Annotated in this window: 25 protein-coding genes and 1 pseudogene; 14 read left to right on the top strand and 12 right to left on the bottom strand. The window is 59.7% G+C overall.

Annotation, left to right across the window (positions count from 1 at the left end; genetic code table 11):
* Positions 1-42 precede the first annotated feature (42 nt).
* From FSO04_RS30960 to FSO04_RS30975, 4 genes are all read left to right on the top strand, one after another.
* Positions 43-873, top strand: coding sequence for a 3-oxoadipate:acetyl-CoA acetyltransferase (locus FSO04_RS30960; RefSeq protein WP_154565417.1), 831 nt, complete (start codon positions 43-45; stop codon positions 871-873).
* Positions 874-988: 115 nt separating this feature from the next.
* Positions 989-2908: a bifunctional sugar phosphate isomerase/epimerase/4-hydroxyphenylpyruvate dioxygenase family protein gene (locus FSO04_RS30965; protein WP_154565418.1), complete on the top strand. Its 1920-nt coding sequence runs from the start codon at positions 989-991 to the stop codon at positions 2906-2908.
* A gap of 54 nt (positions 2909-2962) precedes the next feature.
* Positions 2963-3796 carry a sugar phosphate isomerase/epimerase family protein gene (locus FSO04_RS30970; protein WP_154565419.1) on the top strand — a complete coding sequence of 278 codons (834 nt, stop codon included), beginning with the start codon at positions 2963-2965 and terminating at the stop codon, positions 3794-3796.
* A gap of 235 nt (positions 3797-4031) precedes the next feature.
* A complete protein-coding gene (locus tag FSO04_RS30975) occupies positions 4032-4502 on the top strand; it encodes a ribonuclease (RefSeq protein WP_168435907.1) in 471 nt (156 codons plus the stop codon).
* Positions 4503-4943: 441 nt separating this feature from the next.
* Here the strand turns inward: FSO04_RS30975 and FSO04_RS30980 are convergent, their stop codons facing one another.
* Positions 4944-5231 carry a hypothetical protein gene (locus FSO04_RS30980; RefSeq protein WP_154565420.1) on the bottom strand — a complete coding sequence of 96 codons (288 nt, stop codon included), beginning with the start codon at positions 5229-5231 and terminating at the stop codon, positions 4944-4946.
* 66 nt (positions 5232-5297) lie between these two features.
* Here FSO04_RS30980 and FSO04_RS30985 point away from each other — a divergent pair, with 66 nt between their 5' ends.
* The 3 genes from FSO04_RS30985 (at position 5298) to FSO04_RS30995 (ending at position 8471) form a co-directional block, all read left to right on the top strand.
* Positions 5298-5750, top strand: a complete 453-nt coding sequence (locus FSO04_RS30985) for a DUF3828 domain-containing protein (RefSeq protein ID WP_154565421.1) — start codon at positions 5298-5300, stop codon at positions 5748-5750.
* A 410-nt stretch (positions 5751-6160) separates the two neighbouring features.
* Positions 6161-7540 carry a M14 family metallopeptidase gene (locus FSO04_RS30990; RefSeq protein ID WP_154565422.1) on the top strand — a complete coding sequence of 460 codons (1380 nt, stop codon included), beginning with the start codon at positions 6161-6163 and terminating at the stop codon, positions 7538-7540.
* Between the two features lie 409 nt (positions 7541-7949).
* Positions 7950-8471, top strand: coding sequence for a PH domain-containing protein (locus FSO04_RS30995; RefSeq protein WP_166618286.1), 522 nt, complete (start codon positions 7950-7952; stop codon positions 8469-8471).
* Between the two features lie 157 nt (positions 8472-8628).
* On the opposite strand, the gene FSO04_RS31000 is transcribed toward FSO04_RS30995, so the two are convergent.
* From FSO04_RS31000 to FSO04_RS31015, 4 genes are all read right to left on the bottom strand, one after another.
* A complete protein-coding gene (locus FSO04_RS31000; RefSeq protein ID WP_154565424.1) occupies positions 8629-9081 on the bottom strand; it encodes a cupin domain-containing protein in 453 nt (150 codons plus the stop codon).
* A 156-nt stretch (positions 9082-9237) separates the two neighbouring features.
* Positions 9238-9669 (bottom strand): (R)-mandelonitrile lyase, encoded by a 432-nt coding sequence (locus tag FSO04_RS31005; RefSeq protein WP_154565425.1) that lies wholly within the window; start codon positions 9667-9669, stop codon positions 9238-9240.
* 45 nt (positions 9670-9714) lie between these two features.
* On the bottom strand, positions 9715-10542 hold the full coding sequence (locus FSO04_RS31010; protein ID WP_154565426.1) for an SDR family oxidoreductase: 828 nt from the start codon (positions 10540-10542) through the stop codon (positions 9715-9717).
* Positions 10543-10577: 35 nt separating this feature from the next.
* Positions 10578-11324, bottom strand: a complete 747-nt coding sequence (locus FSO04_RS31015; protein ID WP_154565445.1) for an SDR family oxidoreductase — start codon at positions 11322-11324, stop codon at positions 10578-10580.
* A 117-nt stretch (positions 11325-11441) separates the two neighbouring features.
* Between FSO04_RS31015 and FSO04_RS31020 the strand changes: the two genes are divergently transcribed.
* A complete protein-coding gene (locus FSO04_RS31020; RefSeq protein WP_154565427.1) occupies positions 11442-12377 on the top strand; it encodes a LysR family transcriptional regulator in 936 nt (311 codons plus the stop codon).
* 175 nt (positions 12378-12552) lie between these two features.
* Positions 12553-13254 (top strand): SH3 domain-containing protein, encoded by a 702-nt coding sequence (locus FSO04_RS31025; RefSeq protein WP_233465036.1) that lies wholly within the window; start codon positions 12553-12555, stop codon positions 13252-13254.
* Between the two features lie 175 nt (positions 13255-13429).
* Here FSO04_RS31025 and FSO04_RS31030 read toward each other — a convergent pair whose 3' ends face one another.
* The 5 genes and pseudogenes from FSO04_RS31030 to FSO04_RS31050 all read right to left on the bottom strand — a co-directional run bounded on the left by FSO04_RS31030 (position 13430) and on the right by FSO04_RS31050 (position 17743).
* Positions 13430-14164, bottom strand: a complete 735-nt coding sequence (locus FSO04_RS31030; protein WP_168435909.1) for an LrgB family protein — start codon at positions 14162-14164, stop codon at positions 13430-13432.
* Between the two features lie 122 nt (positions 14165-14286).
* Positions 14287-14610, bottom strand: a pseudogene (locus FSO04_RS31035) (CidA/LrgA family protein); the annotation flags it as partial.
* A gap of 150 nt (positions 14611-14760) precedes the next feature.
* The gene (locus tag FSO04_RS31040; protein WP_166618287.1) at positions 14761-15024 is read right to left on the bottom strand and encodes a DUF4148 domain-containing protein; all 264 of its coding nucleotides are present in this window, start codon (positions 15022-15024) and stop codon (positions 14761-14763) included.
* A 402-nt stretch (positions 15025-15426) separates the two neighbouring features.
* A complete protein-coding gene (locus FSO04_RS31045; protein ID WP_325063540.1) occupies positions 15427-16149 on the bottom strand; it encodes a response regulator transcription factor in 723 nt (240 codons plus the stop codon).
* On the bottom strand, positions 16073-17743 hold the full coding sequence (locus FSO04_RS31050) for an MASE1 domain-containing protein (protein ID WP_154565431.1): 1671 nt from the start codon (positions 17741-17743) through the stop codon (positions 16073-16075). Before FSO04_RS31050 ends, FSO04_RS31045 begins: the two co-directional genes overlap by 77 nt.
* A 443-nt stretch (positions 17744-18186) precedes the next feature.
* Here FSO04_RS31050 and FSO04_RS31055 point away from each other — a divergent pair, with 443 nt between their 5' ends.
* Positions 18187-19242 carry a hypothetical protein gene (locus FSO04_RS31055; RefSeq protein ID WP_154565432.1) on the top strand — a complete coding sequence of 352 codons (1056 nt, stop codon included), beginning with the start codon at positions 18187-18189 and terminating at the stop codon, positions 19240-19242.
* A 32-nt stretch (positions 19243-19274) separates the two neighbouring features.
* On the opposite strand, the gene FSO04_RS31060 is transcribed toward FSO04_RS31055, so the two are convergent.
* Complete coding sequence (locus tag FSO04_RS31060) at positions 19275-20030, bottom strand: TrmB family transcriptional regulator (RefSeq protein WP_154565433.1); 756 nt, start codon at positions 20028-20030, stop codon at positions 19275-19277.
* A gap of 296 nt (positions 20031-20326) precedes the next feature.
* On the opposite strand from FSO04_RS31060, the gene FSO04_RS31065 reads away from it, so the two are divergent.
* From FSO04_RS31065 to FSO04_RS31080, 4 genes are all read left to right on the top strand, one after another.
* The gene (locus tag FSO04_RS31065) at positions 20327-21013 is read left to right on the top strand and encodes a hydrolase (protein WP_154565434.1); all 687 of its coding nucleotides are present in this window, start codon (positions 20327-20329) and stop codon (positions 21011-21013) included.
* A 206-nt stretch (positions 21014-21219) separates the two neighbouring features.
* Positions 21220-21366 (top strand): hypothetical protein, encoded by a 147-nt coding sequence (locus tag FSO04_RS31070; protein ID WP_233465038.1) that lies wholly within the window; start codon positions 21220-21222, stop codon positions 21364-21366.
* Positions 21367-21389: 23 nt separating this feature from the next.
* Positions 21390-22307, top strand: a complete 918-nt coding sequence (locus FSO04_RS31075) for a glyoxalase (protein ID WP_154565435.1) — start codon at positions 21390-21392, stop codon at positions 22305-22307.
* A 76-nt stretch (positions 22308-22383) separates the two neighbouring features.
* The gene (locus tag FSO04_RS31080; protein WP_154565436.1) at positions 22384-23082 is read left to right on the top strand and encodes a YoaK family protein; all 699 of its coding nucleotides are present in this window, start codon (positions 22384-22386) and stop codon (positions 23080-23082) included.
* A 118-nt stretch (positions 23083-23200) separates the two neighbouring features.
* Here the strand turns inward: FSO04_RS31080 and FSO04_RS31085 are convergent, their stop codons facing one another.
* Positions 23201-24961 (bottom strand): FAD-dependent oxidoreductase, encoded by a 1761-nt coding sequence (locus FSO04_RS31085; protein WP_166618288.1) that lies wholly within the window; start codon positions 24959-24961, stop codon positions 23201-23203.
* Positions 24962-25324 lie beyond the last annotated feature (363 nt).

A 25324-nucleotide genomic window follows, 5' to 3' on the forward strand; every position in this document is an offset into this window, starting at 1 on the left:
CATGCGCGAGACAGGTTGGACCGATATCCTGGAGTGTTAGCCATGAGTCAACCATGCATTATCTCCGTAGCCATCACAGGCTCAGTGCCGCGCAAGAAGGACAATCCGGCCGTGCCGATCACAATCTCAGAGCAGATTGAAAGCACCCATGAAGCGTACGAAGCCGGTGCATCGCTCGTTCATCTGCACGTGCGCGACGAACAGGAAAACTCCAGTTCCGACCGGTCGAGTTTCGCCGCGCTTCAGGACGGCATCCGCAAGCACTGCCCCGACATCATCATTCAGTTTTCGACAGGCGGCCGCGGTCGCTCATTCGAGCAGCGTGGCGCGATGCTCGATCTGCGCCCGGACATGGCATCGCTCGCGACGGGTTCGGTCAATTTTCCGACTACCGTCTATGAAAATCCGCCGGACTTCGTGCGCTCGCTCGCGAAGATGATGCTCGACTACGATGTCAAACCGGAAATCGAGATCTTCGATCTGGCGATGCTGTACAGCACGGTGGACCTCGTGCAACAAGAGCTGCTGAAATCCCCGGTGCATGTTCAGTTCGTGATGGGCGTGAAGAACGCACTCCCGGCACGTCGAGAGATTCTTGAGTTCGAGGTCCAGCAACTCAAGGCGTTGTTGCCGGATGCAACATGGACCGCGGCTGGCATCGGGCGGCACCAGCTCGAGGTGAACCACTGGACGTTGCAGATGGGCGGGCACTGCCGCACGGGTCTGGAAGACAACGTGCGCTGGGACAAGGAAACGCTCGCGAAGAGCAATGCGCAACTGGTCACGCGAGTGGCGTCGTTGTGCGGCGAATATGGCCGGCCGGTGGCGAGCGCAGCCAAAGCGCGCGAAATGCTGGGTCTGCCGGCTCGATAACCCGACGCGATGCGCGAGCGCCCGGCCCAGCGGGCGGTCCGCCTCAATGGCACGCGCGACGTCGGGCAACGATGCCCCATGGAGGGCGGCGGTAACGTAAGCCGAGGAACAAGTCATGCGCCGAACCATCGCGACCGTGTCGCTCAGCGGGACGCTGCCCGAGAAGCTGGAGGCCATTGCGGCCGCGCGCTTCGACGGTATCGAACTGTTCGAGAACGACTTCATCAACTTCAAGGGCACAGCCCGGGACTTGCGCGTCATGGCGGCCGACCTTGGGCTGACCATCGACCTGTATCAGCCGTTTCGCGATTTCGAAGGAATGCCCGAAGCGCAGTTTCGGCGCAGCCTGGAGCGTGCCGAGCGCAAGTTCGACCTGATGCAGGAACTGGATGCGCCGGTCATGCTGTGCTGCTCGAATACGTCGCTGCTCGTCATCGACGATCCGGCGCTGGCAGCCGCGCAACTGCACGAACTTGCCGGGCGCGCGGCGATGCGCAACCTCAGGGTCGGCTTCGAAGCGCTCGCGTGGGGGCGTGTGACCAAGCTGTATGGGCAGGCGTGGGAGATCGTCCGGCGCGCTGATCATCCGCACCTTGGGTTGATACTCGACAGCTTTCACACACTGTCGCTCAACGATGACCCGTCGGGCATCGCCGACATTCCGGGGGAGAAGATCTTCTACCTGCAGATGGCCGACGCGCCGCTACTGTCGATGGATGTGCTGCAATGGGCGAGGCACCACCGGTCGTTTCCCGGCCAGGGACAGTTCGACATGACGAATTTCCTCGAGCAGGTGCTGCTGGCGGGCTATACCGGACCCTTGTCGCTCGAGATTTTCAACGACGTATTTCGCGAGACGCCCAATCGGCGCACTGCGGTCGATGCGATGCGCTCGCTGTTGTATCTGGAGAGCCAGGTGCGCCAACGTCTGCAGGAGCCGGCGCAGAGCAACGCACGCTTCACGGACCGGCGCGCGAGCGTGCTGCAACGCGTCGAGCTGTACAGTCCACCCCCGGTGCCCGACATCATGGGACTGTCGTATATCGAGTTCGCCGCGGATGAATCTTCAGCCGAAGCTTTTGACGTACTGCTGCGGCAGTTCGGCTTTCGGCGTGCCGGCACCCATCGCTCGAAGGCCGTCGTGCTGTACCGGCAGGGCGACATCAATCTGATTGTCAACGCACAGCCGGACTCCTTCGCACGCCGCCGCTTCGAGGCCCACGGGCTGTCTGTGTGTGCGCTCGCCATGCGCACCGCCGATCCGGCAAGCGCGGTCGGCCGCGCCACCGCGATGCACTCCCAGCGCTACGATGGTCCTTTGGGGCCGCATGAGCAGCGGGTTCCGGCGATAGTTTCGCCCGGGGGGATGCTGATCAGCTTCGTGTCGTCCGCGCTCGGACCAAATGGTCTGTACGAGGCGGATTTCGTGCTGGAGGACGAGCCTGGCAGGTCCGCCGCTGGAGCCGGCCTGAAACGTATCGATCACGTTGCGCTCGGGCTCGCCGTCGATCAACTCGACACGTGGATCCTGTTTGTGCGCGCGGTGCTCGGCCTGGAGCCCGGGGAGAGCCTCGAACTCGCCGATCCGTTTGGCCTGGTACGCAGCCGCGGCGTAGCCAACGCAGATCGCAGCGTGCGGCTGGTGCTCAACGTCTCGCTGAGCCAGCGCACGCGCACGGCCCGCACGGTGAGCGCCGGAGGAGGCGTGGCGGTTCATCACATAGCCTTGAGTACCGATGACATCTTCGACGCAGTGGCGCGCCTGACGGCCAGCGGCGCGCGCTTCGTGCCGATCTCGGGAAACTACTACGACGATCTGATCACGCGCGTCGACCTCGATGACGATCTGCTGGCGCGCTTGCGAAGCGCGGGCGTGCTGTTCGACCGGTCCGCGGCCGGCGACTATTTCCATATCTACACGGAGTGTTTGGACGGCGGGCTGTTCTTTGAGGTCACGCAGCGCGTGAATGCATACGATGCGTACGGCGCGATCAACGCGCCGGCACGCATGGCTGCCCAAGCTCAAGGAGCCTGACGACACAATCGATGCGGCACCAGGTCCTTCATCGAACGAATGGAACGAGACGACATGACACAGCAATCTTCGCGCGCGCTCTCGCTGTCGGCGCTGACCATACTCGAACTGAGCCCGCCGCAGATGGTCGAGTGCGCAGCCCGGGCCGGCTACGATTTCGTCGGCCTGCGGCTGCTCCCGGCGACCGATCACGAAGTGCGGTACGAGCTCGTCGGCGATACCCCGCTCAAACGCGAGACGCTGGCGCGCCTGAAAGACACCGGCGTGCGCGTGCTCGACGTCGAGATCCTGCGGCTCAAGCCCGATACCAATGTGACCGCGTACAAACCCACGCTCGACACCGCCGCCGAACTTGGTGCGCGCTACGTGCTGGTGGCTGGCAACGACCCGGATGAGGCTCGTACCGCCGAGCGCCTTGCGCAACTCTGCGATCTCGCCGAGCCGCTCGGCCTTTCTCCATCGCTCGAACCGATGCCGTGGACCGACGTAAAGAACATCACGCAGGGCGCGCGCATCGTGAAGGCAACGCGGCGGCGCAACACAGGGCTGATCATCGATCCCATCCACTTCGACCGGGCAGCGTCGTCAATTGACGAACTGCGCGCGTTGCCGCGCGAGTATTTCGGATACCTGCAGTTCTGCGACGCGCCCGCCGAACGTCCCACCGATCTCAACACGCTGCTGTATCAGGCGCGTTGCGAGCGTTTGATTCCCGGGGAGGGCGGTCTCGATCTGGCGGGCATCCTGCGGGCGCTGCCCGACGATTTGCCGATCAGCATCGAAGTGCCGATGGAGCGCTGGGCAAAAACGGCGAGCGCCGTCGAGCGGGCTCGCAAGCTGCGCGATGCGACATTTGCCGTCGTCGAACGGGCCTATGCGGGGGTGTAAACGGCGGGCTGATCTTGCCTGGCCGAGTTTACCAGTCCACCAGTTCGACGATAAAACGATTCTCACCGCAATCTGCTTGATCCGCCTATTTCTCGAACGCCGAGAACCGCGCATCGGCCTGGTTGTCGAGTAAAAAATTCCTATGTCCGCCGAACATTGATTCGCTCTGCCGTTAGCGATACCCTTAAATCGTTCGTGATCGTCGAATGTTAGTCAACCCGGAGACGACCGTATCGTGAAGCGAGCGTGGGCTTTCTCCTGCATCCTCGCCTTGAGCGCTATCCTCGGCGGATGCGGCAAGGACGGATCGCGAAACGCTACTCAGGAACCGGGCGCATCCGCGAGTCACGCACCGGTTCAGCTTGGGCAGGCCGCGAGCGACACACCCGCCGCATCGGGCGCGCAGGAGCGGAGCGCGCCGGCCGCCGTCACTAAGGCGCAGTTGCCGGGGGAAGCAGCCGAAACACTGCGTCTGATCAAAGCGGGCGGCCCTTTCCCTTTTGGCGAGGACGGTGTCTTGTTCCGTAACAGCGCGGTATTGCTGCCGCAGCATCCGCGCGGCTATTACCACGCATACACAGTTCGCACGCCTGGCTCGGCGGATCGCGGGCAGCGCCGCATCGTATGTGGTGGACCGCGTAGGCAGACCGGCGACTGCTACTACACCGACGATTACTACGCCAGTTTCAAACGCATTGCACAATAACTTGAGCCAATTAAAAACGCCCCGGGCCTCCTATAAAGCAGACGCCCGGGCGTTGTATTTTCAGAAGGCGTGCCGCGATGGCACGATCAGTGGCGTTTGCCCTAGCCGCTACCCGCCATCTGCTGCGATGGTGTCGTGAGCGACAGGTAAGAGGCTTCCGGCGGATCTATCACGGTTGGCCATCGAACGGCAGGAAATGCCGTTCGACGGCAGTCGACCCGCGCGAGCGAATGTCCGTTGGACCTTGGAAACAGCCGTTGCTCTCGCGGTGGCCCGAATGACGGCAAGGGGTCGGAAGTGTGAGTTCGCTGATGCAGGAAGCTGCCATTCGACTGCTCGATGCTGCCACTGTCAGCAATCCGCCACATTGCTGACGTAGAACCCGACCTGCCCCAATGTCGGAAATGGCCGATGAGCCGCCGGACAAAGCCAAAACGCAAATCAGCGCGTACCGCCACGCAACGGTTCAAGCATGTCGTGGATGCCAAACGTCATCATCGCGAGAAACGCCAAAAGCGCCAGATAGTAAAACGCATAAGTGAGTTTCACCGACGGCGCAATGCCATAGTATCGAACGTTCTCCGGACTAGCCGGATCGTAATGCCATGCGCGCTTGAGTTGCGGCATCGCCAGGATAGCCATGACAATCAGGAGTGGACTAGGATGCCACGCGAACAATCCGACAAGCACAGGAACGAGATAATGGGCATGCTCCGTGAAGCCGACCATTAACATAACGATCCGGGACGCAATGCAACCGGCATATAAAATTTATCGATACAACTGAGACGAAAGATGAAGAAGCTATTTACCTTCGCCGTGTCGGTACTGCTGCTGGTTGGCGGGTTGCTTTTCCAGCAAGGGGCGTTCGCGGATAGCGCGACTCCTGACGCAAGCACGAAGGCGTTTTACGCCTGGTATATCAAGTTGGAATCTAAAGATACCTATCCGTTGTTGGACAAGGGCATTTATGTCTACGTGACCAAAACGACGGTTGACAGACTTCGAAGCGCGTATCGCCATAACAGGCTGCCTGGCGACGTCGACTATTTCACGAAGGTTCAGGACTACGACGAACAGGACTGGTCTAACAACATCGCAACACACCAGGCGATCATGCTTGACGATGTTGCGGTTGTTCCAGTTACTTTCGGCTCGAAAGACAGAATCAGCGTGTTGGTTTTTCTGCGCAAGCAAGGTGACAACTGGAAGATCACCAAAGTCGACGACACGCTAGATTATCAATAGACATGTCTAACGTAGGCGGTCACGTTGTCGACCTCCTGATGCATGTTCAAGGCATACACCTAACTCAATCCCTTTCCGGCAATGTCAGACTCCGACACGCTCGATCGGTTTGAGATGACCCAAAGCATCACCCCCACCGCCTCGGCCGCCGTGAGGCCGAACGCCTGGCGCAACTGGACCGCTGTCACGAGACGAACGCCGTGTGACACGCTTTAGCTGTCGGCGCCGACTAGGTAGTCACAACATTAGTTGAAGTTGTCTTCAGCCTTTCAGCCTGTCGATCGTATAGGTGTAGGGATCGGTTTAGCAGGGATCACAGGCATCAACCAGATATTCGAATGACACGTGGTTTTGAAATGACTGCCGCTGTACCGTCTTTAAGATTACGAAGGCAGAAAACTGAAGGGAGAATGAAAGTGTCGAACTACCATGCCAGAATTACCGGAAGCGACTACGCGGCGATGGCCGACCTCGTGACAAAGTATAAAGTCACGGTCGCCCGGCATACTGTCGAGAAAGTCGCAGAAGGCTACCGCGTCGACGCGCACGCTAGCGACGAACAAATTCGTGCGCTTGAAGCTGCGGGTTACAAGGTTGAACGTCTTGAGGATGCGCAAATCGAGGGTGTGGCGCGACAGAAGGAGAAACGCAAAAGCCCAGTCGGCGCATTGACGCGTGAAGCATTGTCGGTCGCCGCTGGCACGGGATACCTCGACGTCGCGCATATTGAAGCGGCCCTGGTTGCCGAATCAGAGGCTCCGAATGACGCGTTCACCACGTTGATCAAGCTGCCGAACGAGACATGGGAGCAGCGTGTTTGTCACGCGCTCAAGATTGGCAAAGGCAGCGGCGCGGGCCGCGTCGGAATCTATTTCCTTGGCGGCGTTCACGCACGCGAATGGGGCAGCCCCGACATTCTCGTCAACTTTGTGCAACTGCTCGCCAACGCATACCGGACAAATACGGATATCACAATAGGCAGCAGGACCTTTACCGCAGCGCAGATCAAATCCGTGGTGGAGAAGAAGGACATTTACGTCTTTCCGCAAGCCAATCCTGACGGACGCAACTACAGCATGCTGACCGAACCGATGTGGCGCAAGAATCGTCGACCGGCGCCGGCGGGACATACGCAATCCCAATGTGTCGGTGTCGACGTCAACCGCAATTACGATTTTCTCTGGGACTTCCCAAAGTACTTCGATCCGAAGTCGCCGATTGCAAACTCCACGGATCCGTGCGATCACGATGTCTACATTGGCCCCGCGGCAACCTCCGAGCCGGAGACAAAGAACGCTGTCTGGATGTTCGACAACTTTCCGCACATTCGCTATTTTGTCGACCTGCATAGCTACTCGGAAGACATTCTGTACAACTGGGGTGACGATGTCGATCAAAGCGCCGATCGAGCGATGAATTTCCAGAACCCCGCGTATGACGGCAAGCGCGGCATCGCCAACGACAAGGTGTACCGAGAGTACATCGCGGCCGAGGACAAGAAGATCGCAGTCAATCTGGCGAATGAGATGCGTGATGCGATCAAGGCATCGCGTGGCCGACTCTACAAGACGGAACAGTCGATGAGCCTTTATCCGACTGCCGGCACGTCGGATGACTATGCGTTTAGCCGTCACCTGGTCGACGCAAAAAAAGCGAAGGTGTTTTCGTACACGATCGAGTGGGGCAGTCCGCAAAATCCAACCCCATTCCATCCCCCGTATCCGGAAATGAAGCAGATCATCGACGAGGTCACGTCGGGACTTTTGGCGTTTTGCATTTCGGCGCAGTGACTATCGTGCCTCCAGCAGGAAAAGGTTTCAGCAGCAACGAATCGCGGACCGCTCTAATGGTCCAGCCGAAGTTCGGTATCGGACAAAGCTGGTCTCTGTGCGTACATCGCGGACGATACTCGTCGTAAAGGCTATACTGGCACACCATAGGTATCAAGTCGCGCTACGACTTCAAGACAGTGACGTGCGAGTCAACTATGTTCGCTTCAACAGCCGATGCGTCGACGATGCGTTGCGTCGCCACCGGACGTTTGAAACATGTGCAACTAAGCCGGCGCGTATGTCTGCATGGCGCGAGAATCGCTGCATTCCCGCCGGCCACTCAATTTGCTGACGCGCAACCGAATCAGGCAGCGCTGCCTTTTTCGACGGACAAATGGTCCGTGGGTCAGAAAAAGGGACATGTGCAATGGCCAATCAGGTAATTTTCAGTGGCGCTCCGTCGCAGGCATGCAACCTTGCCGCGATCCTGAAGGGGGGCGCTGTCATGGCAATGATTGGCGCTATACATGTCTACGCGTCTAACTCTTTCCCGCTTCAGTGGCATGTGCTGCTCGCACAAGCTGGTGCGGTTTTGATCGGTGTCGGGTTGCCGTTCGCCAAGACCGCGTTCACCCGAATCGTCATCGATACCGCGCGGATTACCTGGACGCAAGGTATTCTGCATCGCCGTGTATCAATTCTCGAGATTTCCCGGATTCAGTGCGTCACGTCGATCCACCCATGGTGGCAGCGCCTGTTCGGCGTCGGCACGATCATTCTAACGACCAACGATGCAACTCGTCCCGTGAGGCGTCTGCCGGGCATCAAGGGCGCTGACCAGGTCGGCAGGAGGCTTGCCGAGGCCGTTGCCATGCATCAGGAGCGGGGCATTTCCGCAAACACATATGATCCGAACGCCGCTGGTTACTCTCAGGCGCAGAGTGGTTGAGCAGGCGGTATCGGTTCGCGACTGACAGGTCTTGTTGACCGTCCCATATTGGCCGCGTGCCTTCAAACGGCATGTGCAGTTTCCGATGCTCGCGTGTCCTGTTCAGCCACGACATGGTGACGCGTCATGGCGCAAAGCTCCCTTGCACTCAGATCAATCAGAGCGGTGAAGGCAGAACGCTCGACCAGTCAGGTAAGGCATCAAGATCCGGCCGCATCGTGACGCTCTCCTGTTCGTTGGGATCGGTTCGGGCGATTACCGCGACGCAAGGCTCATCCGCGCTCGCGTTGTACGGAACATGCGGCATCCCTGCGGGGATGTAGAAGAAATCTCCGGCCTGAACCACCGCATGGTGCTCCAATCGTTCGCCATACCAGCACCCCGAGATGCCGCTCAGCTGATAGATGGCCGTCTCATGCTCCGCATGGAGATGCGCTTTGGCCCGGGCAGCCGGCGGAATTGTTGCTAGCTGAAGATGCACATGCTTCGATCCCACACTTTCAGCTGAGATACCTACCGCATAGGTCAGCCCTTGCTTCCCCTCGAACTGTGGGCCAGCTTGCACCAGTTGACAGGTTGGAGTGCCAGGCTTGTGTGTGCTGATGTTCATCGCTTCTCCAAACAATGAGCGCCGACGTCGGCGAAATGGCGTGCATACGACCGCAGAATACACCCGCCCGCTGTTTGAAAACGGTCATCCTTTATCGGCAGATGTCGGCCATGAAGCGCCATTCGACAACATCGTTAGACAGTCTCGGTTGGTGGCTTAGTCAGTGACGAGCGGGCCAGCCTCATACTGCTCATCGGTTACCGACTCCATCCACTCGACGTTCTTGCCGTCGAGCATTTCAGTGACCGCAAAGTGCGACATCGCCGTGGTTGCAGCAGCACCGTGCCAGTGTCGCTTTCCGCACGAGCACGAGACGATGTCACCAGCGCGGATTTCACTGCGCTGGCCACCTTCGCATTGAGTCCAACCTACCCCTGAAAGCACGACCAGAATCTGACCGAGTGGATGCGTATGCCAGTGGGTGCGCGCGCCGGGCTCAAACGTCACGATGGCACCACCGGTTCGCCCCGGCTCCTCCATCTGGAACAGGCTGTCGATACGGACGGCGCCGGTAAACCAGCTTCCCGGGCCTTTGATGGACGGCTTGCTGCCGTTGCGGATGATGGTTTGGGCTTGTTTGTCTGTCATAGCTTCTAATCCTTTCACGTAGGAGTCTGGCGTAACGTCACACCATTATTGCGGTGCCAGCTCTCCTAACCAGTAAGACGCCGTCACGCCACCATCCATCAGGAAATCGCTTCCGGTGATGAATCCTCCGTCAGGCCCCATGAGCAGCGCGGCAACATTTCCAACTTCATCCGGCGTGCCGGCGCGCTTGGCCGGGCACCCGTCAATCATGCGCCGATAGCCTGCCCCACGCGGGCCGGATAACTCGTCCTTCGCAAGCGGCGTGATGATGATGCCTGGGCTGATGGTATTGATACGAGCGCCACGCTTGCCCCAGCGGACTGCCTCAAACATCACGCGCAAGGCGTTGCCGCGTTTCGACAACTGATAAGCATGCAACGAATCCTTTACCTGATCAGACTGAAGCATTGGCAGCTTTAGCAATTCTTCGACAGGCGTCGTCGCAAGCGCGTGGTTATCTTCCGTGGTCAGCGGCGGCAGACGATGACCGGACTGAGAGGCGATTACAACTCCCGCTCCGCCCTCGGCCATCACTTCGCCAAATACTTCGAGGATCAACGCCGTGCCGTAGAGATCGATTTTCAGGATCGTCTCTGGTGAGGCCTGCGACGGCGAAACGCCGGCCGCATGAATGAGGCCATGGACGGCGCCCAGTGAAGTCGCTTTCGCGACCAGGGCTTCAACGGACGCACGCGATGAAATGTCGACGGCCGCCGTCGTCACCTCAAAACCCGCCTCGCTCAGCGTCTTTGCCGCTGCGTCGGCCTGCTCCTGACGCAGGTCGGCGAGTAACAGGTGTTTGCCTGTGCCCACCCGTCGCGCAATGGCTTGCCCAATTGATCCCGGACCGATTACAACGATGACTTTTTGCATGACGCTTCTTCCTTGTTCCTGGATTGGCCGATCGCTTAAATTTCCTGACGAGTGGGTCGAAACAGGATTTCATTTACGTCGACTTCCGGAGGCTGACTAATCGCGAAGGCGACGGCGCGTGCGAACGATTCCGCTGGGATCGCGATCTCTTCGTAGAACTTGCTGATGAAGCCGGCTATATCCGGTTCCGTAATGCTGTTCGGAAGCTCAGTCGCAACCGCACCCGGCGAGAGAATCGTCGTGCGAAGACCGTAGGGTTTGACTTCCTGGCGCAAGCCTTCCGAGATCATGAGCACGGCGCTCTTGGTTGCCGCATAGACAGCGCTGCCGGGCCGCACGATCCGTGCCGCCACGGAAGCGACGTTGATGATCTGGCCGCTCTTCTGCTGTTTCATGTGTGGCAAGGCAGCGGCGATGCCGTACAACACACCCTTGATATTTACGTCGATCGTCTGGTTCCAGTCATCGATCTTCAGGCGCTCAAGCGGTGAATGCGGCATCAATCCGGCGTTGTTGAGCATGACGTCGACGCGCCCGAAGGTCTGCACTGCTGCATCGACCAGGGCTTTGACATCCTCGTGACGAGTCACGTCGGTTGCCATAGCCAGTGCCTTGCCGCCTTTGTCGATTAATTCCTGTGCCAGCGACTGAATGCGATCGACCCGCCGCGCGCCCAGTACGACGATCGCGCCCTGCGCGCTCAGATGCTTGGCAGTCGCTTCGCCCAAGCCGCTGCTGGCACCCGTGATAACGACAACTTTGCCTTCAATGTTGTTGCTCAAGCCATTGCGCGTTTCCACAGACCTTCTCCGGTTGAAATCAATGTCCAGATCTTAGGTTGATGTGAATTCATTAACAATAAGGCTACAATTTCACGGGGTGTTAAATTGAAGTTAATTATGCTGCGCACAGGTCTGTCGGAACTGACGGCGTTCATTGCCGTCGCTGAGCATCGAAGTTTCCGCGCGGCGGCGAAAAAACTGGGGGTTTCCGCGCCGGCGTTGAGTCATGCGATCAGGAATCTCGAATCGGGTCTCAACGTGCGCCTCTTCAATCGGACGACCCGCTCGGTAGCGCTAACTGAAGCTGGCGAACATTTGTTGCGGCGTGTCGGTCCGGCACTTGCCGACCTTGAAGATGGCATCAATGAAGTGATGTCCGCAGGTACCCGGCCGTCCGGATCAATCCGGATCAGCTCGGCCGAAGCCGGCGCGAGACCACTGATCCAGCACGTGCTTCCGGATTTTCTCGCGGCTTATCCGGAGATTCACGTGGAGGTCGTCGTGGATACCCGATTGATCGATATCGTGGCAGACGGATTTGACGCTGGGATACGGGTGCTCGACGATGTTCCGCGCGACATGATTGCGGTCGAATTCGGTCCGGCATTCCGGTTTGCAGCGGTCGCATCGCCCGAGTATCTCTCTCGCCACCAGCCGCCTAAAACACCTCAGGACCTAAGACAGCACAAATGCATCCGCTATCGATTTCTTAGCGGTACGCTATACCACTGGGAGTTTGAACGTCGAAGCAGTGGCCTCAATGTCGATGTCGATGGCCCCATGACGCTAGGTAACTCAAACCTGATGGTCGATGCCGCGCTGGCCGGCATCGGTGTCGCCTGGGTTCCGGAATATCTTGTCGTGGAACATCTGGCGACCGGCCGATTGGTTCATCTACTACCGGACTGGAGTCCATCCATGCCAGGCTTGTGTCTCTACTATCCGGCTAACCGGCACCCACCGGAAGCGCTTCGGCTGTTTTCGCAGGCGGTACGCGAATGGGCCAACAAATCGACGAAAGATAAAGGCAACGCAAAGAGCGGCAAAGCATGAAAGTTGCTGAACGGTAAGAACGCTGACAAACCGTAATTGCGCAGACAGTCGGGTGCAATTCGAACGCCCCCAGGCTTGTCAAAGCAATGTGGCCCTGCTATCGAGGCGCCGTTAAGGCCGGGACGAAACGAATAGCGCACCTCATGCATGGGCCGCTCTTTCCGAGGGAGGAATCGTGCAAAAGAAAATCGTCACTCGAGCCATCGCGGGAGGCGTTTGCCTGATGGCGCTGTTCGGCGCTGCGTTCGCTCAATCGCTGGCGTATACGAATCAGCCCGTGGACGTTTATGCGGGTCCGTCCGGGGATTATCCGGTGGTCGCGCAAGTGCCGCCGAGCGCGGAGCTTACGGTGTACGGCTGCGTTTCCGATTACAGCTGGTGCGACGTCGGAGCGCCCGGACTGCGCGGCTGGGTCTACGGCGAATATCTCGACTATCCGTATCAGGGTACCGAGGTGCCGATCATGACTTACGGCTTGCAGATTGGGGTGCCGGTCGTGGCGTTCTCGTTCGGAACTTACTGGGATCACTACTATCGCGGCCAGCCTTGGTATCACGACCGGGACCGGTGGGCGAATCATCCGCGGCCGCATGGTGGCCAGCCGGCGGCGGGCGGTCCGGCTATGAACCCGAGGCCGGTCATGCACGGCAGCCCGCAGCCGCAGCCGCAGCCGCAACCCCAGCCCCAGCCGGGGTACGCTCATGGGCCGATGCAGCCGCAGCCGGGATATACGCACGGGCCTGCGCAGCCGCCCGGGCAAATGACGGGCGGCCCTCAGGGACAGGCTGCCGGGCACCCGGGCGGTCCGTCCGGTGAGCACGGCGGCGAGGCGCGCGGCGGCAATGGAGACCGCAATCATCCGCCGGATAACCATTAGCGATTGAACGCTTCTCGCCCGCCACCGCTTCGCGATCGCCTGGCAACGCGCCTCGCGCCCATGCCGCTCAATTCGACGGATGATCGTCGAGGTGATCGTGAAGCGGGTCCGGGCTCTTTTGCGTCGAGCGCAACACGCCTGCGTCGTCGAAATAGAAGTAAGTGGGTCTGTCGCGTCAGAAAAAGCCGCTCAGGATTGGATAAATAATTGGCAGGACAAAGGACGTCAGAATGCCGTTCAGGCCCATCCCGAGGCCCGCAAATGCGCCGGCTTCTTCACTCATCTGCAACGCACGAGCAGTGCCGATTCCATGGGACGCGACACCCAGTGCGAAGCCACCCAGGTCATGCCTCGACACGTGAATCAACCTCAAAAGGCCGCTGCCAATCACCGCGCCAGTGATGCCGGTCATGATCACAAGGACGGCCGTCAGCGACGGCAATCCGCCGATTTTCTCGGAAATACGGATAGCAATTCCTGCCGTAACGCTCTTCGGCGCAATCGTGGCAAGTATTTGACCCGTGGCTCCCAGGAGCCTTGGGATCAAAAGGGCCGATGAGATGCCCGTCGCACAGCCCGCCACAAGTGCGCCAGCCAATTGCGGGGCCAGCCGGCGCAATTTAGGCAATTGCCGGTGCATCGGTATAGCGAGCGCGACGATTGCCGGTCCGAGCAAAAATTGAATGGGCTGGGCGCTTTGCATGTAGGTGACATACGATGTGTTCGATTCACGCAAGGCAAGTATCAAAAGCGCCACTGCAATTAACACGGGATTCGCGAGCGCACTTTTTCCCAGCGAACCGTGGACGACCTGCGCGATTACGTACGCGAGGAACGTGAGGGTCAGCCAAAGAAGCGGTGTTGTTCCGAGAAATGCCCACGCGGACGCGATGTTCTGATGAACGTTCACGGTGTATCAACCTTCTCAATGTCGGCAGCCGCAAGCGCTGTGTTTCCGTCGGCATGGAGCGGCGATGCAAACGGTGTTGTCGGGGGTGCAAGCGGTGCAGCGCGCGCGGGCCATAAAGCGCACAAGCCTTGGCCGACAAGCGCGGTAACGACGATTGTTAGCGCCGTACACACAACAACGGACACGGCTATTGGGAGCAGGTCATGCGCCACGCGGCCGGCAAAGACCATGATGCCGACGCCTGCTGGAACGAACAAAAGAGGCAGAAACCTAAGCAGGGCAAGAGCGTCGCTCTCAATGGCGGATGAAAGGCCGGGGCGGAGACTCAGCGAGGCTAACAACAGGATCATCCCTATAACCGCGCCGGGGATCGGCAGGTTCCCGGCGTAGGCTATCAATTCGCCAAGGCACTGGTAGGCGAGAAGGACAGTGAACGTCTTGATCATCGGGTCACCTTCGCTTCGGACGCGCACACGTTGAGCCACCAGCAAAGCACGACAAAGTGGGTGAAAGCCGCCGTGCCAGAACTTGTTCACCCGTTGGCAATATTCATCATTGCAGTGAGCAAAAAGGCGTCGGCCATCCCGTGCATCTGCTCACTGCCCGCCGTAGAGCGAGTTCAGGCGATCCATCGTGCCGTCCTGCTGGGCGCGCTGCAATTCCTGTTTGACCTCCGCGCGAGTCTTGGCATGGAGGGCGCCGCTATTGCTACTGCCCATGGACGTACCGCCGACAGCGTCCGACGTCATAGCTGCGTTGCTGTCGGTGGCCGTCCTGGATGTGTCGGTGATGTCACCCGCATAGGCGAGCGTGGTGCACAACGTCAATGCGGCAATAGGGATCAAAGTCAGAGCTTTCATCATATCCTCCAGCATGGTGCATGACATGCCCGACGCCGATCGAATCACGCAGTTTGCGCCGGGATTTCGTGCCGCTTCGAAAAGCATCAAGGGTTCTCGCAAGGACTCGGCACGCTCTTGCATACCCGGGAAGAATTTCCTTCATTCCCGAGTCATCTTCCTTTTTCGTATCGCGACCGCTCCAGGATAGGACCGGTGCATCCAGCCTGGATCTATTTTCATCACCTGCAACCTGGCGGCGATCCTCGTGGAGCTGCTGGGTTTCGACTGCCCACCCCGTCCACGGGTTGCGGCATGCCGGCAGGTACCACTGCACTGTATGCGCTGACCGCAAGCGCATGAATAAGGCGCTTTTCCTAAACGAGGCTAGGGGATTGCCTTATTCAGTGACTGGGCTCCGCTCTATTGGCTCTCGATCCACTGAATTGCAAAGCGCATCAGCTCGTTGCCGCTACGGATATTCAACTTTTCTTTGATGTTGGCCCGGTGTGCCTCGATGGTCTTGACGCTCCGATTCAGTTTCGCGGCGATTTCGCGGGTACCGAAACCGAGTCCGATCAGATGCAGGACCTCGAATTCCCGAACCGAAAGGCTCGCAATTGGGCCGGCCGGCGTTTTTCTGGGACCCGCCAGGGCTCGCGCCAGGTTTTCATGCATGGCGGCGCTCAAATAAATATTGCCTGCCAGCACTTCGCGGATGGCGCTCACGACATGCTCCGTGGCCTCGAGTTTCATCAGATACCCGTTTGCCCCGGCCCGTAGTGCGCGTTCGGCAAACAGGCTTTCGTCATGCATGCTGAGGACGAGGATTGCCAATTTTGGGTAGCGGTGGCGGAGGGTCTTGACAAGATCCAGGCCGGAGTCCGATTGCAGACTGATGTCCACAATGGCCATGTCGGGCAGGCAGTCCATCGCCGCCAGGGCCTCTTCGGCGCTGCCGACCGCGCAGCAGACGTGCAGATCCTCTTGCAGATTCAGCAAGTGCGTCATCCCCTCCCGGATGATGGGGTGGTCATCCACGATCAGGATTTGAGTCGCGCGGCCTGGGCTAGACGGCTTCCCGTGCATGGTCTGGGCGCTCCGGTATCGGATAGCTGATGGCGACCGTGGTGCCACCCAAAGCATTGCGGGCCACCGTACAAGAGCCGCCCAGAAGACTCGCCCGGTGACGCAGGTTTTGGAGTCCCAGTCCGGAGGCACGCGCCATTTGTTCCGGGCCGACGCCCACCCCGTCGTCACTGATTGAAAGCGTCTGCAAGCCGCCTACGCGCTCCAGGTCGATCCAGATGTGACGGCCTTCGCTATATTTCAGCGCGTTGTTGACTGCTTCCTGTGCCGCACGATACAGGTTGATCTGAGTAGGCTGATCCAGTAAGTCTACATCTGGCTGGATCCGGAGCATGCAGTCTATGCCGTCAAGCGTGCGAGCCGTTTCCGCCAGCCCATGCAGTGCGGCCGCAAGGCCACCATATTCAATGGCGACCGGGTCCAGGCCATGGGCAATCCTGCGGGTCATCAAGGACGACTGCTTCACCAATCCGACGATGGTAGCGGCGTCGGCCGCGGCTGGGTGGCCCTGCGTCTGCAGTTTCTGATTCAAGGCGGCGCAGTACAGACCCAGGCTGGTCAGGTGTTGCCCAAGTCCATCATGCAGTTCCCGGCCAAAGAGTCTTTGCTGCTGATCGCCGATCTGGATCAGTTCTTCTTCCAACAGACGACGTTGCGCGATCTCCTCCTTTAGTTCGCTGTTTGTCTTCTCCAGGTCTTCGGTTCGCTCCTCTACGCGCCGTTCCAATTCGACGTAGGAGGCCTGCAGCAGGCGATGGACGCGCTGCTCCTGAGCACGTGCCGCCACCAGCAGCAGTCCGGTTACCGCCACGACGTTCGCGAATGTGCACCACCTCACGAGGCTATCCACCGGAGAGTTGGCGGCGAAGGGGCCGGTGCCGTGGGTGGTACCCCAGATGGCCACCACTGAGACTATCAAGGTCGCGAGACTGGTGCCCAGGTGATCGAAGCGGAGAGCCGCCCAGATAATGAACGGAAAGATCGCCAAGGCTGCAGGATAGTAGCCGTGTCCGGCAAGTTGCGGGGCACCGAAGATGAGGTAGCTCACCCAGAAGGTCGCAATGGCCAGTCCGCACGCCTCCACGGCCTGCTCCGCCGAGCGGATGGGGTTCGGATACGCGAGCAGGCTGAGCAGGGGCGGAGCCACCACCAGCACGCCCATCATGTCACCGAGCCACCATTTCAGAAAAGCTGCGCCGTACTCGGCGGCCGGCATCAAGCCCCCTCCTAATACGGCGGTCGCACCAATCAGCGCACTCACTGCCGTGCTGAGCACCGCAGCGAGAGCAATGAGGGCTAACACGTCCTTGATGCGGTCGAGGGTGATCTGGAATCGGGCTACGCGGTTCAACAGTATTGCCGCCGTCAAGGCTGCAACTATCGCGCCAACACTAATCACAGCGGCCACTGGCAAGGGCACGCCCACCGACACGTTGGCGAGGAGGGAGCCAATGACGATTCCGGGGGCAACTTCGAAGCCCAGAGCGAGCAGTGCAACAAGGGCGATGCCACTGGAGGGCCACACCAGAGACACTGCGCCGCCCACTATCGCATAAGCAAGTCCTACTTTTGCGCCCGCGTAGTAAGCCAATGCCACAAGCCCGGTGAGCAGGAAGAGTCTAAACCTGGAATCGCCCCGAATAATGGCCATTGTTCGCTTCACCCCCTCATGCGAACGATGCCCAACACGTCCCGGCACAGCCCGCAAGCAGCAATCCTGATGAACCTATCAATATGGCGAATTTGATGCCGGGATTACGCGGGTCACATTCCTCATATCAAGGCGACCAAAACTACTATGAACCCACGTCAGAATTCTTCTGCGCGCCATCGCACATACGAAGGATCATCATGGTAGTACAGGGCGAGTTCATTCAGGCGGGTGGCCTCCTATTTCGTGAGAGGTCGGATCGTCCCTGCGAGGTCTCGCGTTGCATGACCGCTTGTCGGACCGCACTACCGTTCGGTATCGATGGGTGTTCCCTCGCATCGCCCGCCAAAACACAGGTTCGAACTGGCGGAACTCCGTTCGGCCTCCGCCCGGGGCCTATGCTTGATTGGCGCATTCGCACTATATGACCAAGGAGGCGTGTCATGAAACCCGCGCTATGTGTCGCCGTCGTCAGTATGCTGTTCGGGGTCCAACTGGCGCACGCCGCCTGCCCCAACGACGCCGTCTTCCTCATTCTCGGTGATCAGATTCGCGGTTACTCCTTGCGCGCCAACGGAGCGACGGAGCCCTGCCAGGTGCTGCAAGGGCCGCTCACCACCCTCATGACCGCCGGAGCGACGGTGATCGACAAGAAGGACTCCTTTCACGTCGCGCAGTTTCTTACCAACAGCACCGTCGACATCTTTCCGCGAAAGGCCGAGGGCAATGAGGCGCCCAGGCGGTCGTTCATGTTGACGATGACAAATGACCTGCTCAGCATCGCGGTGGATTCCCACCTCAACGACTTCGTCCTGACCGTTCGCCCCACGGAGGCGGGGGTGCTGGTCGCTCCCGCCAACAGCTCCGGGCCTGTAACCAACCCGGTTCACATCACCGATCCGAATATCGTCCAGTACGTGAGCATTGCGATTGACAGCGACGACAATCTGCTGATTGCGGGCTATGACATACGGGGGGCGGCGATCATCGACACGTTTGGCACGCGTCGGAGCATGACCTCGCCTCCGCTTCTGCGCAGCCTCACGGGTAGCAAAACCGGCCTGCTGCCGGGTGCCGGACTTTTTGCAAGGAACAACATGACGATCGCTGTCGATCCGCGTACGGACGAGTTATTCGTCTACAACCAGACCGCGGACGTGACGCAGATCCAGGTGAGCGTTTTCGCCGCCGAGGCGAACGGCGACGTGCCGCCGGTACGGACAATCAGCGGTCCAGCCACGGGAATCACTGGCTCTGGCTTGCCGGGAAACAAGATCGCCATCTCCTCGGACGGGCGGCTCTTTGATGCCGAGCCGAACCTGCGCATTCTCGCGTTCGCGCCGGGGGCAAGGGGCAATGTGGCGCCGTCTCAGGTCATCGAGGACTCCACCCCCGGTCCAGTCACCCTGGGCGGGATCGCGGTCCGGTCGAGAGGAGGCCGGCAACATGATGGAAATGACGATGCTCAAGGAACGGACGAAGCCGGTGGCAGACCTTGACGCGCAGTACCCTTGACGCGAACTAAAACCGTTCACGCGGGTTTGTCGGACCAATCGGGCGTGCTCGTGTTCCATAGCACTTCGAACAGACTGCACTCGAACGCAAAGAACTCCGCGCTTTGAATGGACAGCGCGTAGTGCTCGGCTCGCGATGAAATGAAGGCCACGGTGTCGTCGTACAGATAGGTCGTGATACCCGCTTCGAAATCCGCGGGCGCAAAGCGGAGTTCGCGGCGATCGCGCGTCGATGTTCGCCACAGATCGCGTGTATCGCCCGGACCGGAGCGGATTATGCGCAGATTGATACCCGCACGGATGCGTCGCACCGCGACGTCCCTGATGACCTCAAAACCCGGCGTCTCAAACAGCTCGCTGTTAGACATCACCGCGCGCAACTCTTTACTCTGACATTCGAGTGTTTCGTTGAGCACAGTCTTGATCCCTTCGATACCCGGGAAATAGCGCACCCGCGGTTTTCCACCCGCTGAGTTGTGAATGGAGCGCAGCCGCGGGAGCACTTCCTGAACGAGCTGACGCTGCGCCTCGATACGCCTGAGCAGCGCGATCGGATCCTGCGGAATGACATAGCTGCGCGCGCCTTTCTGCACGGTCGCGACGAGTCCGTCGGCGAGCAGCCGGTCGAGCACTTCGTATGCATTGGTGCGGCCGATGCCCGCCTTCTGGGCGATCGAAGCGACGGTGGACTCGCCGAGTTCCAGCGAGGCCAGATAGAAGTCGGCCTTGTTTCCGTCGATGCCGGCGGCCTGGAGCATCTCAACAAGGTTCATGTTCGCCAACCTCATGTTCGCCAACCGCTACGCACGGGTGATGGTCGTTACACGTCGATTCGTTCGCTTGGATGGTACAAATAAAATCTTTAATAATCAAATAGATAACAAGTTTATCGCAAGGTCGGAACGTATTTCAAGGACGCGTTTCACGGCCGCGACTAGCATTCATCTCAGTCAATTCGTTGACGCCCGGAGCCGATGAATCACATCGATCCGAAGCGAGGCGAACCGTGGGCCGGTTGAGTGACCCGCTCGTGCGCCTGATCACCCAACCACACTGAAAGGAACCCATCATGAGCAACCCCAAGCTTGAAGTACTGACGCCGCAAAATTCCCAGCTGCTTTTCATCGACCAACAACCGCAGATGGCATTCGGTGTCCAATCCATTGATCGGCAGGTGCTGAAGAACAATGTGGTAGGCCTCGCCAAGGCAGCGAAGGTATTCGGCATTCCCACCACCATTACGTCGGTCGAATCGCAAAGCTTCTCGGGCTTTACCTACCCCGAGCTGCTCGACGTGTTTCCCGGTCAGCCGGTGCTCGAACGCACGTCGATGAACTCCTGGGACGACCAGAAGGTTCGTGACGCGCTGGCTGCGAATGGACGCAAGAAGATCGTGGTTTCCGGCCTGTGGACAGAGGTTTGCAACAACACCTTTGCACTCAGCGCGATGCTGGAAGGCGACTACGAGATCTACATGGTCGAAGACGCCTCGGGTGGCACGTCGAAGGACGGGCATGACTATGCGATGAAGCGCATGATCCAGGCCGGCGTCGTGCCCGTGACGTGGCAACAGGTGATGCTCGAATGGCAGCGTGACTGGGCGCGTCGCGACACGTACGACGCCGTCATGAACGTGGTCAGGGAGCACTCTGGTGCGTACGGGATGGGCGTGGACTACGCGTACACGATGGTGCACAAGGCGCCGCAGCGCGCCAACGGGTCCCACGAGATCGTGCCCGCGGTTCCGGCCAGGTAATCTGGTCACCCACTGCCTCAATTGATGTCATGACTCCGGCCGTGCGGCAAGGTGCCGCCGGCCATCAGGAATCCATACGATATCCAGTTAAGACAGCCCCGATCTGATTCGGCCCGATGGTCGCTTCACGACGCTGAATCGTGCGAACCCGACAGCGAGCGCGATCGCCATCAAGGACGGGAAATTCACGGCCGTTGGCGTCTGACATGAGTACAAACGCGCAAAGGAATCCGCACTGGATCGCTGCGCTGCTCGCGCAGCGCTGGTTGCCGCTGGTGGCGCGCGTGGCGCTCGTCATGGCGACATGCCTTGCCGGTATCAAGCAATCCTCCGGCCGTTCCGGTGTTCAGTAAAACCTCAAAGGACGTTCAATACCATGAGTAATCTTCGCTCCCTGGCAGCGACAGCGCTTGCCGTCATCTGTCTCGCTGCATCGTCAGTCGCGGCGGCTACACCACCAAAAATTCCACAGCCCATTGCAGAGCCGCAGCTCGCTGTGGGGCCGCAATACGACACCACCCATGTCTATGTAGCGCCTGAAGACTTCGACAAATTCACCGATAGTCTTGTCGCAACCTTCGGCGGCCACAAGTCGCAACAGGGCGTCTTTCAGGTGACACCCACGTCGAGCAAGACGATGTCGCAACTCGTTTTCACGCCGGTCGGCACGTTGTCGGTGTTCGGCTTCAAGACGCCTGTTCCGTATCCGTTCGGTAGCGAGCGCACGGGATATCTCGTGACCGACATCGACGCGGCCGTCAAATCGGCCAGGCGGCACCACGCCGACGTCACGGTGGCGACGTTCCCCGATCCGATCGGACGTGACGCGATCGTCTCCTGGCCGGGCGGCGTCAACATGCAGTTGTACTGGCACAATCAGGCGCCGAACTATGGTTCTTTGCAGACGGTGCCCGAGAACCGGGTCTACGTGTCGCCGGAGCGCGCCAATCTATTGATTCGCAACTTCGTGGCTTTTTCGCATGGCAAAGTTGTGTCCGATGATCACAACGCGCCCGCCGTCGAAATTGGCCGGCCGGGAGATACGTACCGGCGTGTGCGGATCGAGTCGGGATTCGGCAAGATGACGGTGCTGGTGACGGACGGCCAGTTGCCATGGCCGTTCGGCCGGGAGATGACGGGCTATGAAGTGACGAATCTCGCCGACACGCTGCAGAAGGCGAAGGCGGCAGGCGTCATGGTGCTGGTCCCGCCGTTCACTTCGGATAAGCGCGAAGCCGCGCTCGTGCAGTTCCCGGGTGGATATATCGCCGAGATTCATGCGGTTACGCAGTAGACGCGGGACGCCGGGGTGATGCGCCATGACGGTCGCGGGGCCGCCCGATGTCATTCCCCAACACGGGAGACGATTGATGAAATCTGAAGACAGCGTGCTCGCCGCCATCGCGGGCTACGTGGACACGCTCAGCTTTGTCGCGCTTTTTGGGCTGTTCACTGCGCACGTCACGGGCAACTTCGTGCTGATCGGCGCCGAAGCGGCAGGTTACGGCCAGGGCGTGTTCATGAAGTTGATGGCGTTCCCCGCATTCATTGCAGGTGTGGCCGTCAGCAGCGTGATTGTGAAGCGCATCGAACCCGCGACGCCCAACCGCGCGGCGTGCGTTCTCTACGTTGTCCAGGCAGCGCTCATGCTGGCCTTTTGCCTCGCGGGTGTCGACGTCTCGCCCGTTGTGCATGTGGACAGCGCGCCCGTCATCGTCTGCGGGATGATCGGCGCAGCGGCAATGGGCGTGCAGAATGCGCACGGCCGGCTTGTCCCGCGTCCCGGTGTGCCCAACACCGTGATGACGGGCAACGTGACGCAGGCCGTGCTCGACTCGATCGACATCCTGTCGCCGCAGATGCCATCCGACGCACGAGCGGTGGCGCGAACGCGTCTTGGGAAGATGTTGCCGACGATTCTCGCGTTCGCCGTTGGCGCAATCCTCGGCGCCCTCGCGTATCGGCACACAGGGTTCTGGGCGTTGCTGCTGCCGTTCGTCGTGCTCCTGTGGCTGGCATTGAAGGCCCGCGGCGTATTGCACCCAGCTCGCGACACGGAGACGCCATGACACGTATGTGGCCCAGGCCGTTCGCAGGTACGAACGCGGTGGCGTTCGTTGCCGTTTTGCAAGCGCGAACTATGTCGGCATCGAACTTAAATTTGGATGGTAGTCAAATCGGAAGCGGTCAAACCTTGCAATCCATCGCGACAGACGGCTTATGGCTGGCAAGAAAGCGGTGAATCTCCGCGACCACGGCGGCCCCCTCCCCCACGGCCCCTGCAACGCGCTTGGTCGAACCCGATCGAACATCGCCAATTGCAAACACACCGTCGACACTGGTATGCAATGGCAGCATGGACCTGGTGGCTCCCGTTTCGAGGTCCGTACCCGTCAACACAAATCCTTTCGGATCCAACGACACACTGCACGTGCGCAACCAGTTCGTGTTGGGGTCGGCACCGATAAAAAGGAACACGTGATGCGTCTTCAAGCATTCGAGACCACCATCGTGTCGCCGATAGTAGACAGAATCTAGCCGTTCATCGCCTTCGAAGGCTGTGATCTCAGCGCCTGTATGGATCGTCACGTTCGGCAACGCGGCAATACGCTCGATCAGGTAATGCGACATGCTGTGCTCGACGTCCTGGCCCCTGACGAGGACATGAACGTGGGCAGCATGCGAAGCCAGAAACACAACGGCCTGCCCAGCTGAATTTCCACCGCCAATCAGCAGCACCGGTTCGCCGCGGCAAAGTCGAGCCTCGATCGACGTCGCCCAGTAGTAGACACCGTGACCTTCGAAGCCCGCAAGGCCGCTCACTGCCGGGCGCCGATACTCCGCGCCGCTCGCGATGACCACCGTTCGTGCCGCAATGCGCCGCGAACTGGCAAGCTCGACCTCGAGGGGGTATGCGCTGCAATGCAAGGCCTTCACTTCGACCGGAATCGCGATGTGCGCACCGAATTTCTGCGCCTGGTTAAATGCCCTGCCGGCTAGCGCTTGCCCCGATATACCGGTCGGAAAGCCCAGATAGTTTTCGATGCGCGCACTCGTGCCGGCCTGGCCGCCCGGCGCGTGGCAATCGAAGACGGCCACTGACAAGCCTTCGGATGCCGCATAGACGGCGGCCGCCAGGCCGGCGGGCCCGGCGCCGACGATCGCGACGTCGTAGAGATGCCCGGGATCGAATTCCGGCACGAGTCCCAGACACGACGCGAGCTGCCCCTCGTCCGGATTGCGCAGCACGGTGCCATCCGGGCAGACGACGAGCGGCATGTCATCGCGCCCGGGAGTCATGCGCTCGAGCAATGCGATAGCATCGGCACCGCCTACGTCAAGCGTCATATGCGGGAGAGCATTGCGTTGCAGGAAATGTTGCAGCGCGAGGAGCCGCTCGTTGTCGGGCGGGCCAACGAGCACCGCCCCTTGCCCACGCTCGATTGCAGCGACGCGCCTCAGAATCAGCGCGCGCATGATCCTTTCGCCGAGCTCTGCCTCGCCAATCATCAGCGCACGCAGCTTATCCGGCGAAATCACGAGCGCATTGACGTCTTCAATAACCTCAGCATCGACGAGCCCGGGCTTGCCTGAAAGCATGCCAACGTCGGACGTGAATTCACCCCGCTTTGCCTGAGAGCGCAGCAAACGTCGATGGCCGAGTCCGTCGCGTGCGGTGTATCGAATCGAGCCTGACAACAGGACGAACATGCCTGGACTCATGCCACCCGCGCGATAGAGAAATTCGCCGACGGCGTAGCTGCACATCGCACCGAATCGCCTTATCCGATCCATCTCAGGGTCCGTCAGTACCGGAAATATCTGATTCCAGCGTGAGGTGCTATATGGAGTCTGCGCATCTGCCGAGGTAGAACGATCGGCGCCGTTAGTGTCGGCTTCTGCCTGGTTCTCCCGCCCGCCCGGTGGCGAAGCTGCGTCGCTGTTCATCGTGAACCTCCCAGCAATGCGATCTTTTGGATAACCCACGTAGTCAATGCCATCCAGTAGTACAAGATAGGTTAGCCCTCAACGCGTCGCAAATAGCTAACCTGATCCTGCTCATGTCCGAGCCCTTGTGATACTCGCGACCGGCACACGCGGACTTCCTGGCGCCCCTCGTTGCACTTTCATTGGAAAATCCGTTAATCAGCTAATTAACGAGACGGTCGGAGATGTTGGTTATCGTCGTTCGCTGCTGGCACCTATCATTAAGGCACCGTAGAGAGGATGTTGAGCGCCTGATGTGCATCGCGCACACGGCGCTCGTGATGGAAAGGGAACGACATTCACGCACTGAACGCGTTGGATGGT

Source organism: Paraburkholderia madseniana, from assembly GCF_009690905.1.
GTDB classification, from domain to species: domain Bacteria; phylum Pseudomonadota; class Gammaproteobacteria; order Burkholderiales; family Burkholderiaceae; genus Paraburkholderia; species Paraburkholderia madseniana.

What these genes read in the sequence shown, in the direction of transcription:
- FSO04_RS30960 (WP_154565417.1), top strand. Translation starts at nt 43, where the DNA reads ATGAGTCAACCATGCATTATCTCCGTAGCCATCACAGGCTCAGTGCCG.
- FSO04_RS30965 (WP_154565418.1), top strand. Translation starts at nt 989, where the DNA reads ATGCGCCGAACCATCGCGACCGTGTCGCTCAGCGGGACGCTGCCCGAG.
- FSO04_RS30970 (WP_154565419.1), top strand. Translation starts at nt 2,963, where the DNA reads ATGACACAGCAATCTTCGCGCGCGCTCTCGCTGTCGGCGCTGACCATA.
- FSO04_RS30980 (WP_154565420.1), bottom strand. Translation starts at nt 5,231, where the DNA reads ATGGTCGGCTTCACGGAGCATGCCCATTATCTCGTTCCTGTGCTTGTC.
- FSO04_RS30985 (WP_154565421.1), top strand. Translation starts at nt 5,298, where the DNA reads ATGAAGAAGCTATTTACCTTCGCCGTGTCGGTACTGCTGCTGGTTGGC.
- FSO04_RS30990 (WP_154565422.1), top strand. Translation starts at nt 6,161, where the DNA reads ATGAAAGTGTCGAACTACCATGCCAGAATTACCGGAAGCGACTACGCG.
- FSO04_RS30995 (WP_166618286.1), top strand. Translation starts at nt 7,950, where the DNA reads ATGGCCAATCAGGTAATTTTCAGTGGCGCTCCGTCGCAGGCATGCAAC.
- FSO04_RS31000 (WP_154565424.1), bottom strand. Translation starts at nt 9,081, where the DNA reads ATGAACATCAGCACACACAAGCCTGGCACTCCAACCTGTCAACTGGTG.
- FSO04_RS31005 (WP_154565425.1), bottom strand. Translation starts at nt 9,669, where the DNA reads ATGACAGACAAACAAGCCCAAACCATCATCCGCAACGGCAGCAAGCCG.
- FSO04_RS31010 (WP_154565426.1), bottom strand. Translation starts at nt 10,542, where the DNA reads ATGCAAAAAGTCATCGTTGTAATCGGTCCGGGATCAATTGGGCAAGCC.
- FSO04_RS31020 (WP_154565427.1), top strand. Translation starts at nt 11,442, where the DNA reads ATGCTGCGCACAGGTCTGTCGGAACTGACGGCGTTCATTGCCGTCGCT.
- FSO04_RS31040 (WP_166618287.1), bottom strand. Translation starts at nt 15,024, where the DNA reads ATGAAAGCTCTGACTTTGATCCCTATTGCCGCATTGACGTTGTGCACC.
- FSO04_RS31045 (WP_325063540.1), bottom strand. Translation starts at nt 16,149, where the DNA reads ATGCTTTGGGTGGCACCACGGTCGCCATCAGCTATCCGATACCGGAGC.
- FSO04_RS31050 (WP_154565431.1), bottom strand. Translation starts at nt 17,743, where the DNA reads ATGGCCATTATTCGGGGCGATTCCAGGTTTAGACTCTTCCTGCTCACC.
- FSO04_RS31055 (WP_154565432.1), top strand. Translation starts at nt 18,187, where the DNA reads ATGAAACCCGCGCTATGTGTCGCCGTCGTCAGTATGCTGTTCGGGGTC.
- FSO04_RS31060 (WP_154565433.1), bottom strand. Translation starts at nt 20,030, where the DNA reads ATGAACCTTGTTGAGATGCTCCAGGCCGCCGGCATCGACGGAAACAAG.
- FSO04_RS31065 (WP_154565434.1), top strand. Translation starts at nt 20,327, where the DNA reads ATGAGCAACCCCAAGCTTGAAGTACTGACGCCGCAAAATTCCCAGCTG.
- FSO04_RS31070 (WP_233465038.1), top strand. Translation starts at nt 21,220, where the DNA reads ATGAGTACAAACGCGCAAAGGAATCCGCACTGGATCGCTGCGCTGCTC.
- FSO04_RS31075 (WP_154565435.1), top strand. Translation starts at nt 21,390, where the DNA reads ATGAGTAATCTTCGCTCCCTGGCAGCGACAGCGCTTGCCGTCATCTGT.
- FSO04_RS31080 (WP_154565436.1), top strand. Translation starts at nt 22,384, where the DNA reads ATGAAATCTGAAGACAGCGTGCTCGCCGCCATCGCGGGCTACGTGGAC.
- FSO04_RS31085 (WP_166618288.1), bottom strand. Translation starts at nt 24,961, where the DNA reads ATGAACAGCGACGCAGCTTCGCCACCGGGCGGGCGGGAGAACCAGGCA.